Raw genomic sequence first — 12,939 nt, 5'->3', positions numbered from 1 at the left:
CGAAATGGTTAAGCGTAAGCAGTATTTTTAGCATAGGCGCTTCTTCTTGTTCAGCCTGAATATTTCTTGAGTAAATGCTTACCGTCCTTATAAGGATACCGAAGGCGTTTATGCTTGAGATGTGTTAGATCGCGGTATGGATCGGAAGATCGTTGTATAGAAAACGCTTTATCTGATCTTTATAATGAGGGCATACTTGGGGGACACAGGTACAGAGCCTGCCGCCTTCAAGGTCCAAAATGCAGTAACAAGGAGGCAAATCATGCTAACTGATAGTGCTACAACGGTAAAAGTGAATACGGACACAGCATCTCTTATCCGTGTAACCAATGATGAGGTAAATCTAGAGATTGATCTCGGGACGGGTGAAGCATCCGTTGCCCGCGGAAACACTTCTCATATAAAAGGGATTCGCAGCGCATTCCGCTGGCAGGGCCGGGAATACAATACAGAACATTATCAGAGCCACACAGTGAAGTCTCAGGAAGTAGTAGTTCGTGAGGGCTTTGGAAAAGGTGTTCACGTAGTCATTTTGCACGAAACGTCCCTGCTGCCACAGCTGGAGCAGCATTTCTATATTTATGAATCTTCATCATTTGTGTTGATGCAAATCGTAATCACAAGCGCAAGCGACAAGGAGATCAAGGCAAACCGGATGGCAGTCCTTCAGACCCAATCGGTGTCACTTGGCGGGGAGTCAGGGCAACCCGAAGAACCAAGCATTCTGCGTGTGCCGTACGACAACGACAAGTGGGTCAGATATACAGTAGTGAAGCCGCCGATGGATACGGAAAGCTATGAAGTAACTGCATTGTTCGCGCCGGAAAGCCGGCAGGGGATTATTATGGGTTCTATTACGCACAAGGTGTGGAAGACAGGGATTCGTATCAAAAGCGAACGGAGCGGAGGGATCGAGGAGCTGGATCTTTACGGCGGCGCTGTAAGTGAAATGACCCGTGATTCCCAGCCACATGGTTATGTGAAAGGAACACGAGTAGAGTCACCGCTCGTTTTCGTAGGGTTCTATGATGATTATAGAAAAGGGCTTGAAGCATACGGTCAGGCTAATACCTGGATAGAGGCTCCTCTGTCATGGGATGGCGGGGTTCCTATCGGCTGGAATAGCTGGTCTGCGGCAATGGCTGAGCTTGATTACGATCTGTATACGTCCACCAGTAATTTTCTGAAAAATGAAGTGCAGCCGCTAGGATTCCAGAATGAGGACACACTGTACATCAACTTTGATGCTTTCTGGGACAATTTCACACCAGAAGAAATGAAGAATGCACTGGACCTGGTTCGGGAGAACGGTCATAGACCGGGAACTTACTGGACGCCTTTTGCCTTCTGGGGAAGTCCGGTTCAGTTTGGGGATCTCGTGGAAGGTACAAACGGCAAATACACTTATGGTGATATCTTGCTGCGAGACAGCGAAGGAGAAATTTTGCCGGATGTTGATGGAGGGCTGGCCATTGACCCGACACATCCAGGCAACCTGCAAAGAATAGATTGGTACACGAATAAATTCATCTCGGAAGGCTTCGAGTATGTCAAGCTAGACTTCTTGGCGCATGGTGCACTGGAAGGGCAACATTACAATCCGGAGATTACGACGGGAATTGCGGCATATCACTATGGGATGACTTACTTGCAGAACAAGCTCTCACCAGAGGTGATCGGTCGGCCGTTCTTTATCAATCTATCCATCGCGCCATTGTTCCCTTATGCCTTTGCGCATAGCCGCCGGGTATCCTGTGACGTCTTCGGTACACTGCACGATACAGAATATTTGCTGAATTCGTTGACACATGGCTGGTGGATGAGCCATACCTTATATCGTTACAATGACCCGGATCATTCCGTGCTGTACAAGAGCCATAACCAAGATGCCACGGGCTGGCATGAAGGTCGGAGTCGGCTGACCGCTTCAGTCATCGCTGGAACGGTGCTGCTGTTAGGAGATGATTTCCGAAAAGAAGAAGCAGCCACCCGGGCCAAAGCGTGGCTGGGCAATAAAGAGATTATGAATATCGCCCGCCTAGGGAAGACCTTCCGCCCTGTCGAAGGGGATCTTGGCAAGCAAGCTTCCAATGCTTTCGTACTTGAAGATGCGGAAGACAATGTATTCTATCTTGCGGTCTTCAACTATGATGCTGCGAATTCCGCTCATAAATCGATCTCTTTAGAGCGTGCAGGACTGAATAGTCAAGTAGCTTACCAACTGCTTGATCTATGGGAAGGCACACAAGGGGAAGCAGCGGGAGAGCTTGCGGTTACGCTCGAACCGGCAGAGTCCAAAATCTTCAAATTAACGGCAAAGTAGAACTGATTATACACATTGAAAAAAGAATACGCGCAACCGCTTCTCGCGGGTAGCGCGTATTCTTTTTATTGAAGTCTTACATTCGTATTCGGCTTTGTGGATGAAGGCGGTACTGTGTGGGATTAATGCCGTAGCAGGTACTGAAATGTCTGGAGAAGGGGTGGATGGAAGGATAGCCCAGCTTCTCAGCAATCGCAGTCACACTAAGCTCACTTTCCAGAAGCAGCCCTGCCGCCCGCCTCATGACTAAATGATGATGATAGACGCGTGGCGTCATTCCGGTCTCCCGTAGAAATAGCTCATGGAAATATGTCCGCTTGAGCCCGCAGAACTGTGCCCAATCTTCGATAGATTTACCACGCTCGGAGTGGGTGTTCAAATATTCCAGCAGGCGGACAATACGATAATCACTTGGCTGATGCTGATGGAGGGCGTTATACCAGCTCAAGATCCAGCCGTACAGATAGCTATTGGCCGTCTCATTACGATAGAACAGCGCGTCATTGTAAGACTTGGCAATCATCACAAGACTATCATATAGCAGGGGATATTTAGCTAGTGGAAATACGCAAGGTAGCTCGTTCAGCTCGGCACAGGGTGCTTCGGTGGCTTTTTTTTCAAAATGTAAGCCTTCAGGGGCGTGGATAAATGAAAGGTTATTAGATACTGGAGTGCGGTTGTCCCATAAATCAAAATAGATGTTGTAGGACGACAGTGGATGAGAAGGCATGATATGAAAAGCATGGGGTTGACCGGGACGGAGAAAGACAAGCGTCCTCCGTTCAATCGGATAACGTATTCCGTCGATCTCCATCTCACCAGGGCCATCAGTAAACAAGTGGAACGCGTATGCATTACCGACTCTCAGATGCTCATTGCTGCTGCCGTCGTACACATAAGGCATGATTGCGCCGACATACGGAGTTATTTCAGATAGTTTATTCATGTGGTCCCTCTTTTCTTATCTTACCGTACAAATCGTCAAATAATCGAACGGGTCAACAAAGACAGTGGTTCATCCAAATGGTACGATAAATACAATGAATCCGCAACATATTGGATAGGTTTTAGAAAGAATGATTCATCATGAAAGAGATGGAATTATGAATAGGTTTACACTATTTAGCGGATTATTTAACAACGTTTTTAGAGGGTTAACGCGATTGCACAGATTCTACTATGGACAGGAGAAAATAAAATGAGCGATTTTAGATTATGGTATTCTACCCCTGCAACGGATTGGTCACAAGGATTGCCACTGGGAAACGGAAGAATAGGTGCAGTAGTGATAGCTGCTCCGTATCGTGAGGTATGGAACATGACCGAGGTTACCTACTGGTCGGGTCAAGCGGAGTCAGAGCCTGCTCCTTTCGGAGGCAAAGCTGCGCTGGAAGAGATGCAGAAGTACTTCTTTGCTGGCGATTATAACGAAGGTGACCGTCTAGCCAAACAACATCTGCAGCCGAAGAAACGAAATTTCGGTACGAACCTTGGTTTATGCGAGGTTGTCATTGACTTTGCAGAACAGGACACGGATTCCGGGTCAGCAGCGGCTATCGAGCGAGAGCTGAATTTGACCTGTGCTGTGGCTCAGACAGTGGTTCACAGTAGAGGGACAACGCTGCATCGTGAGATTTTTGCCTCTCATGCTGATGATCTGGTGGTCTCAAGAATTTGGAGCGATGAACCGGGAGGTGTATCCTTTACGATTGGTCTGGAGGGTGGTTCAGAGTCGTTTACGACTCAAGTCGTGAATGACGACATTATTGAATTTAGAGGACAAGCCACAGAGAATGTGCATAGTGACGGCACTTGCGGGGTATGGGCAAAGGGACAAATTAAGGTAAGCATTTCCGGTGGTACGATGTACAGAGGGGAAGGTCAATTGAGAATTGCCGGAGCCAATGAGGCGCGAATTTATTTTGCCGTCAGCACCGATTACAACCGTAGTAACTCGGAGTGGGAAATGGAGAGCAGCAGCACATTACAGCAGGCTTTGATTAAAGGATATGCGCAGTTAAAAGAAGATCATATCAAAGATTATGAGCAAGAATATGGGAAGGTGGATATCCAATTAGGTACCACTGGGAAGGTGAATCTGCCGACTGACCAACGTATTCGATTACTGGCACAGGGTCAGGAGGAGGATTCGCAGTTGTTCGCGTTGTTCCTGCAGTACGGACGTTACCTGACTATTGCTGGAGCTCGGGCAGACTCCCCGTTACCGCTGAATTTACAGGGAATATGGAATGATGGCGAGGCTTGCCGTATGGGGTGGAGCTGTGACTATCATTTGGACATCAATACGCAAATGAATTACTTTCCGACAGAAGTCGTAAATCTTGGGGATAGTCATTTACCATTAATGCGCTATATTGAGGATTTGTCTCAGGCTGGAAAGTCAAGCGCTCGCGATTTCTATGGCAGCAAAGGCTGGGTAGCACATGTGTTCTCGAATGTCTGGGGCTTCACGGCTCCGGGCTGGGAGACATCTTGGGGGCTGAACGTTACAGGTGGACTATGGATTGCGACGCATCTGATGGAGCATTATGAATACAGTCAGGACCGTGTATTTCTGGAGCAACAGGCCTATCCAGTGCTAAAAGAAGCCGCAGCATTCTTCCTGGATTATATGACCATTCATCCAAAATACGGCTGGCTGGTGACCGGACCTTCGAACTCGCCGGAGAATCATTTCTATCCTGCGGATAGCAGCGAGGGGGCACAGCAGCTATCTATGGGTACCACTATGGATCAGATGCTGGTGAAAGACCTTTTTGAGTTCTGTTTGAAGTCTGCGAAACTACTGAATACGGACGAGGAACTACAGGAGCAGCTGGAGCAAGCGATATCCAAGCTGCCACCGTTTCAGATCGGCAAGAGAGGGCAGCTGCAAGAGTGGCTTGAGGACTACGAGGAAGCGCAGCCGGAGCATCGGCATTTGGCCCATTTGTTCGCGGTATATCCAAGTAATCAGATTACACCAGGTAAGACACCTGAACTTAGCGCTGCGGTGAGAGTAACACTTGAGAACCGTATGGTTCAGGAAGAACTGGAGGATGTGGAATTTACCGCCGCATTGTTCGGTCTCGGCTTTGCCAGATTGTATGACGGGGAAAAGGCCTTTAATCATATTTCTCATTTGATTGGTGGACTCAGTTTCGATAATTTATTCAGCTTTTCCAAATCGGGCATTGGAGGAGCGGAATGCAATATTTTTGTGATCGATGGGAATTTCGGGGGGGCGGCTGTTATTGCCGAGATGCTGCTGCAAAGCCATGAGGGTGAGATTCATCTGCTGCCTGCGCTTCCAAAGGCATGGGGTACAGGATCGGTATCAGGACTGCGGGCCAAAGGAAATGCTGAGGTTGATGTAGCTTGGGACACTGGTCAATTGGTGGAAGCAAGGGTCCGTACCTACTCGCCAGGAACCGTGACACTTCGGCTGGGAGATAGAAGAGCTACTGTTCAAGGCGAAATAGGAGGAAGCTACTATTTTAACAGTCAGTTAGAGTTGGTATAATGATTCAGCGGGGGGGATATGAACCCCCGCTTTAATTATGCTGGGTGATTAGCGCATGATTAAAGGGCTATCCGGTCTGTTATGGACCGGATAGCCCTTTTGCCGATATCTGCAAATTAACGATTCATGCCTGAAAATAACTTTCATTTATTTGGACCATAGTAGCCTAAGGGGAAAAGAATATAATAGAAGAAACAAAAAGCAGACAACAAAGAGGAGGGGACATCCGTGTATAGTATTTTTCTAGTTGATGATGAAGAAATAGGCCTTGAGATGATGAGAGATTATATCCGCTGGGAAGAAATGGGTATTTATGTGGTCGGAACTGCGAGTAATGGTAGAGAGGCTCTAGAGAAGATAGAGGCCATTAGACCTGATATTATTCTTACAGATGTCCAGATGCCGATTATGAACGGTATTGAAATGGCTAAAAAAATACATGAAAGCTATGACTGGATGCAGTTAATGTTCCTGACTGGGCATGACGAATTCGACTATGTAAAATCGGCACTAAATGTAGGTGCTGTTGGATATTTACTGAAGCCCCTCGACTTGAATGAAATTGGAAGCGTTATCGCAAAGGTGAAGCAGCGCTGTGAGGAAGTTCAAATGAAGAAGCGTTCCATGGAGGCGGCTAAAACGAACCTTCTTAAGGAGCTTTCCTATGAAAAAAATGCGGAACATGCCGCTGATCTGGCGACCAGCTATTGCAAGCTTACCCGTGAGTCTGAGAGGAATCGCTACACAATGGCGCTGTTCAGTATCGATCCGATTGAGGCAGAGGGAGAACAGCAGAGTCTGGAGGATTGTAAGAACCGGTTGGTAGCTTTTCTGGATCATTTCTTCAAGTCAAAGAATATAGAGACGGTATTTGTGCCCTACAAAGATGGGGAGGTAGGTGTATTTATGGAAGCACGCCAACAGCCTGGGTATTATGCGTGGGAGGATTTGGCAACGGCTATCCGAAGCGGACTGGATTTCACAGTGACGGCGGCAGTCGGTGCGCAGGAAACTGAATTAACAGAGGTACATTGTCTGTATAAGCAGACGCGTGAAATTCTGAATGAGCGTTTCTATAAAGGGACGGGTTCAATTATTCATGCCTTGGCGATTTCAAACCAGTTCGATAGTGAGCATGTACCACCTTTTAATAGAAAAGAGTGGTTTGAAGCTATCAATCAGCTAGATTTCGAGCAAGCTGCACAGAAGTTGCATCAGTATTTCGAGGGACTAGCCCAACTAAGAATCAAGAAAAAAAATATCTGCGAATGGGCGATTGATCTTGTCGATGAGCTGCTGGAGCAACTGCATCAACCTGTTCCTGAAGGGGTTAAACGGGCGGAGTTATATCATTCCATCTATAATGCATTGACTTTAAATGAGATTGAGGATTTGATCCTGGGCACTGCCGGCAATGCCATGAGCTTGCTGGGTGAGCGTCTTATGGACAAAAACACGAAATTAGTTCACAAGGTCCGCAGTATGATCGACCAGAATTTTGATCAGCCGATTACGATCAATAGCTTATCTGATCAGGTTTATTTGTCGCCCAACTATTTACGCTCCATTTTCAAAGATAAGACAGGTATCACGATTCATGATTATTTAACACGTATCCGGCTCGGTAAGGCTACAGAGTTGCTGGCTGACGGCTCGCTCAAAATTCAGGATATCGCCCAAAGAGTCGGTTACGAAAGCACGTCTTATTTTATCTCCCTATTTCTGAAGAACCAAGGCGTTACACCTAACGAGTACAGGAAGAGTCTATGATTGTGTAGCGCTTCAGTTCGGCAAATAGGAAATAAAGTTACTTTCCCTTACGAATAGTAAACTTGCGATATGGATATTAATCCCTCTGCTTTTTACAATTAAGCATGTATTATAACTAGCACATGTGAGGGGCTTCATTCATCAAGGCAATCAAAGGAGTTTTAGTTCATCGAAAATCGGTAGCGCTTTCAAGATGCTTCTTAACCAACTCCTTTGATGACTTGATGGACAGATATAGCCCGAATATCACAAAAGTGCAAGGAGACCTACAAACGGAGGGATTAAATGTTTGGGAAAGCAATGAAAAGAGGATTTTTGTTCTTTGTTATCATCTGCTTGGTAATAGGCAGTGGCGGTCAGTTTGTCAGTACGGTTTATGCCGATGATACGGAGAATACTACCTATGAAGCTGAAGCTGATGGAAATGCTATGACTGGCAATGCTTCTATTTCTGAACACCCAGCGGCTTCCGGGGGGCATAAAGTCGGAGGCATGTATCAAGGAAGCACTTTGCAGTTCAATCATGTGACTGTAAGTGAGAGTGGGAATTATAAAATTACAGTATACTATTTTTCTGGCGATTCGCGGCCATTCAATATCAGTGCCAATGGCGGCGATAAGCAGTTTGAAGAACCACCCAAGACAGTGGATTGGGATACGGTGGGAGCTTATGATGTGACACTTCCGCTGAATGCTGGAGAGAACAGTATCCTGATTGATGACAACAACTGGTATTCTCCAGACATCGACAAGATCGTAATTCGTGGACTGGACGACAGCGACCCAGGTGAAGGATCTGGAGGCGACTGGAAGGAGAAGCTGCATGGTGCAATGATAGAAGCCGAAGCGCCTGAAAATATAATTACAGGCAACGCCAAAATAGCGGACAGCAGCGTTGGTTCCGGTGGCAAAATTGTAAAGGATATGAATAAAAACAGTACTTTACAGTTCACAAATGTCACTGTGCCGGCAGCGGGAACGTATTTGATCCGTATTTCCTATATTTCCGGTGACCAGCGGCCTGTCTATATACAGGTGAATGATGGACAGGATGAATTGGTTGATCTGCCAAAGACAGCAAGCTGGGATACGGTAGGGACTTATGATGTAGAAGCCTCCCTGCAGGAAGGGTTGAACACGATCATTTTCTCGGATCATGACTGGTACTCTCCAGATTTCGACCGGATTGAAGTCATTCCGTATACGATCAGTTATGAAGCGGAGTCTCCGGTCAATGATTTAACTGGAGAAGCACGAGTTGGTGATAGCCCGAATGCTTCCGGTGGACAGAAGGTAGGGTATCTGAATGGCGGCAGTTCCTTAACTTTCAATAAGATTACGGCTCCGATGACAGGGGATTATCGGATCACGGTAGCTTATTTCTCAGGTGACCCGCGCAGCTTATACGTCAGCGCTAATGGTGGAGCAGAGCAGTATTATGAACTGCCAAAGACACCAGACTGGGATACGGCTCTCACATATGAGCTTACCCTGCCCCTGAACGAAGGCGAAAATACAATCAAATTCTCAGACGGCAACTGGTATGCGCCAGATCTGGATCGAATTATTGTAGAACCGGCATTGGGTACAGATCCTAATCCTCCAGTTGAAGAGGATGGGGATCTGGGGACACCAGGGGCTTCGGATAACTACGGGGCCATCACCGTTACCGAATATACTTATGGAACGCTCGTATCGAATGGGCAATATGAGGTTTCCTTTCATACTAAGTCTGGATACGCAAGCTACAAGTGGACGGATGGTCAGAAGCTGCAAGGAATCTATAGCAGCATCAAACTCGGTGATACGCTCGTTGAGACTGCAAGCTATGAGAATCATGCAAGTGCTGGTGCTCCAGCAGAAATTCAGGATGGCTTCGGCAAAGGAGTGGAGCTTACTTTTGTTCACACCTCAGCTGGACAGCCAACGCTCAAACAGGTTTACAAGTTTTATGACGATCAGAAGTATTTCTTAACTCGTCTGGATGCCATTAGCGACACGGCGTTACAGACGAATTATATGTCACCTATTACCGTAAAACGTTCAGGTGGAGTGGATATCGGTGCCAGTGCAGATAACCGGGTACTGACCGTTCCTTTTGACAATGATGCTTGGATTCGTTATAAATCTCAATCTATGAACCGAGCGGATACCAGCTATGAAATGACGACTATCTTTAATAACTCGACACGCAGCGGCCTTGTGCTCGGGTCGGTCACTCATGATACGTGGAAGACCGGGATCGACTGGAAAGGATCTTCTAATCGGCTGAATGAGCTGGCGGTTTATGGCGGAGCAGCCAGCGACGTTACACGGGATACCCAGCCTCATGGCATCCTTACAGGCGCAGAATTGTCCTCGCCGCTGATTATGGTGGGGGCATTCAGTGATTACCGCACAGGACTTGAGGAATACGGAAAAGCTAATGCGATCATCACACCTCCACTGTTGCTGAATCCTGAGTTGCCGCAAGGCGTGCCGGTTGGCTTTAACAGCTGGGGAGCTTACGAAGGTACACTTTCATACCAAGACGTTGTGGATGTCTCCAATTATTATAAGGAGCACCTAAATGATTTCAATAATAACGGTAATGTATTTATTAATATGGATTCCTATTGGGACAATTTGAATGATAAGCAGCTTGCTGACGCTGTATCAGTCATTAAGGGTAATGGTCAGCATGCAGGTATTTATTGGGCACCATTTGTATATTGGGGCAACAATATGAGCCAGCCGGTAGAGGGTACCGACAATAAGTATACGTATGGCGATATTGTCCTCAAAGATGCTGAGGGTAAACCGCTGCCGACGCTGGACGGGGCTTTTCCTCTGGATGTGACACATCCAGGTGCTAAGCTGCGCATGAATTATTTTTTGGACAAATTTAAGGCTCTGGGCTTTACCTTCATCAAATTGGATTTCTTGACGCACGGTTCGCTTGAGGGACAACATTTCGATTCAACCGTAACGACAGGGATTCAAGCTTATAATGAAGGAATGCGTTATGTGAAAGATCGTTTGGATGGAAAAATGTTCATTAGCGCATCTATTGCGCCAATCTTTCCAAGTCAATATGCACACAGCAGACGTATTTCCTGCGATACCTACGGTAAGATCAATGAAACGGAGTACATGCTGAATTCGTTGACTTATGGCTTCTGGCAAAATGGCACGATCTACACCTATACGGATCCCGATCATTTGGCGTTGGCCCGTGCTTCCAGCTTAACTGAAGCTCGCAGTCGAATGAACTCTGGCGTCATCGCCGGTACCGTACTTCTCGGCTCTGATGATGTTAACGATCCAAAGGCACAGGAGTACATGACTGCCTTATTTAACAACAAGGAGGTTCTCGAATTAGCGTTAAAAGGAAAAGTGTTCAAGCCGCTGGAAGGGAATACGAATGCAAATGCAGCGGATACTTTTGTGATGAAAGACGGCAACGATTATTATCTGGCTGTATTCAACTACAGCGCCAATGCTTCTGCAGACAAAACGGTGAATCTTGGTAGAGCCGGATTGGACGCAGCGGATTCGTACACGATGCAAGACCTATGGACGGGAGAGGTTTCGACGATTTCAGGAACACTTGCATTGTCCATGCAGCCGGCTGAATCGAAACTGGTAAAATTAACAGCTGCACTTAAGAAAGTTACAGGTGTATCGCTGGATAAGACAGAGCTAACATTAACTGCTGGTGCAACCGGAAAGCTGACGGCTACGCTATCTCCAGAAGAGGCGGCGAATAAAGCAGTACACTGGACTTCAGGCGATACGTCTGTAGCTACCGTAGTGTATGGAACAGTAACGGCTGTAAATGCTGGGAAAACCACAATTACGGTGGAAACAGTAGACGGCGGCTTCAAAGCTACGGCAGAAGTTACAGTCAAAGCAGCCTCTACTGTAGAACCGGGAAATCCTGAAGTGCCTGCGAATCCGGGTAACCACAACGGTACTCCTGGTAGCATTGTAGACCAAGAGAATGGCGCGGGCACTCTAATCCTTACACGAGAGATGCTGAAGGTGGATAGTGCATCTGGTAATGTCATCGTGGAGATTAAGGGAGATACACAGCAGATACAATTATCCTCTGATGTTGTTCGCCAGTTGGCGAATCACACGCTGGTTCTGAAGTCCGGTAAGTTCTCCATGAAGGTGCCTGCGGATCTGCTCCGCCAGTTGCAGAGCAAGCTACCGGAAGGTCAGCGGGAAGATAGCACGATAACCCTGAAATTAGCACCACTCAGCAGCAAGGCTAATGAGATCATTGCTGCAGCGGAGGGAACTACTCATGCACAGGTTAGACTCATGGGTGATATCTATGAGTTCAGTCTGTCGGTGACCCCGAAAACTGGCACAACAGAAAAGCTTTCTGCGTTCGATCAACCCATTACGCTAAGCTTGTCAGTGGGAGAAGGTTTTGATTTGAGGCGTGGAGGCATTTACTATATTGCGGATAACGGTAAGCTGGAATATATCTCTGCGAATTATGCTGATGGTGTATTGACAGCACAAGTTAATCACTTTAGTAAATATGCTGTGCTGGAGCTTAAACGGAGCTTTGTCGATGTGCCAGCCCATCACTGGGCTAGTCCTGCAATCCAAGAACTGGCGGCCAAGCTGTATGTTCAAGGGACTAGCAAAGACAAGTTTGAACCAAACCGTGCGATTACACGTGCTGAGTTCACCTCTATGCTCGTTCATTCCCTTGGGCTGACCACAAGAGGAGATGTTAGCTTTGGTGATGTTGCACCGTCTGCTTGGTACGCGGAGTCCATTTCTATCGCTTACAAGGCGGGCATCGTGAGCGGCAGAAATGCAACCAAGTTCGAGCCGGCTGCACAGATTACCCGTGAAGAAATCACGGTCATGTTAATGAAAGCCTATGAGCTGAAGAATGGCAAAGTAACTGTTGCTTCAGCTGACGTGGCATTCACCGATATGAAGCAAGTCTCCTCTTGGGCAGCATCTTCTGTAAAGGGAGCAGCCAGCCTAGGACTGGTTCAAGGCCAAAGTGAAGGTCTGTTTGCACCAAAAGGGATCGCTTCCCGTGCAGAAGCGACCCAAGTGATCTATAACTTGATTATGAAGTAAAACATTGCAAATATAGAAATGAACGAAGGAGTTAAGCGATCTCTAGATGCTTAGCTCCTTCGTTTTTGGTGTTCACTGAAGCTTTATTAAGTAGCTAGCGTCCTAATGATAATGGTTATATCGAGGGGCTCGTGGCAACTAGGCTAGGTGAGAGCGATTAGGGAAAATCTCCCTAAAAATAGCCGGAAAATTCCTGGATGCAATGTAATTAGGGAAATCCTCCCTAATA

At 46.9% G+C, this 12,939-nt stretch carries 5 protein-coding genes; 4 read left to right on the top strand and 1 reads right to left on the bottom strand.

Features of this window, described 5'->3' with window-relative positions; all coding sequences use genetic code 11:
* Positions 1-262 precede the first annotated feature (262 nt).
* Positions 263-2,323, top strand: coding sequence for an alpha-galactosidase (locus ACN6KS_RS22170; RefSeq protein ID WP_440960490.1), 2,061 nt, complete (start codon positions 263-265; stop codon positions 2,321-2,323).
* A gap of 76 nt (positions 2,324-2,399) precedes the next feature.
* Here the strand turns inward: ACN6KS_RS22170 and ACN6KS_RS22165 are convergent, their stop codons facing one another.
* Entirely contained in the window at positions 2,400-3,269 is an 870-nt protein-coding gene (locus ACN6KS_RS22165; protein WP_094869488.1) for a helix-turn-helix domain-containing protein, read from the bottom strand.
* A 252-nt stretch (positions 3,270-3,521) separates the two neighbouring features.
* Between ACN6KS_RS22165 and ACN6KS_RS22160 the strand changes: the two genes are divergently transcribed.
* From ACN6KS_RS22160 to ACN6KS_RS22150, 3 genes are all read left to right on the top strand, one after another.
* A complete protein-coding gene (locus ACN6KS_RS22160) occupies positions 3,522-5,846 on the top strand; it encodes a glycoside hydrolase family 95 protein (RefSeq protein ID WP_440960489.1) in 2,325 nt (774 codons plus the stop codon).
* Positions 5,847-6,074: 228 nt separating this feature from the next.
* Positions 6,075-7,616 (top strand): response regulator transcription factor, encoded by a 1,542-nt coding sequence (locus ACN6KS_RS22155; protein WP_094876929.1) that lies wholly within the window; start codon positions 6,075-6,077, stop codon positions 7,614-7,616.
* A gap of 285 nt (positions 7,617-7,901) precedes the next feature.
* On the top strand, positions 7,902-12,710 hold the full coding sequence (locus ACN6KS_RS22150) for an S-layer homology domain-containing protein (RefSeq protein ID WP_440960488.1): 4,809 nt from the start codon (positions 7,902-7,904) through the stop codon (positions 12,708-12,710).
* Positions 12,711-12,939 lie beyond the last annotated feature (229 nt).

Origin of the sequence: Paenibacillus nitricinens (genome assembly GCF_052056485.1) — a bacterium.
Taxonomy (GTDB): domain Bacteria; phylum Bacillota; class Bacilli; order Paenibacillales; family Paenibacillaceae; genus Paenibacillus_AQ; species Paenibacillus_AQ nitricinens.
This window is presented reverse-complemented; position numbering and strand designations above follow the sequence as displayed.

Coding starts and splice junctions, on each gene's coding strand:
- ACN6KS_RS22170 (WP_440960490.1), top strand. CDS start 263: ATGCTAACTGATAGTGCTACAACGGTAAAAGTGAATACGGACACAGCA.
- ACN6KS_RS22165 (WP_094869488.1), bottom strand. CDS start 3,269: ATGAATAAACTATCTGAAATAACTCCGTATGTCGGCGCAATCATGCCT.
- ACN6KS_RS22160 (WP_440960489.1), top strand. CDS start 3,522: ATGAGCGATTTTAGATTATGGTATTCTACCCCTGCAACGGATTGGTCA.
- ACN6KS_RS22150 (WP_440960488.1), top strand. CDS start 7,902: ATGTTTGGGAAAGCAATGAAAAGAGGATTTTTGTTCTTTGTTATCATC.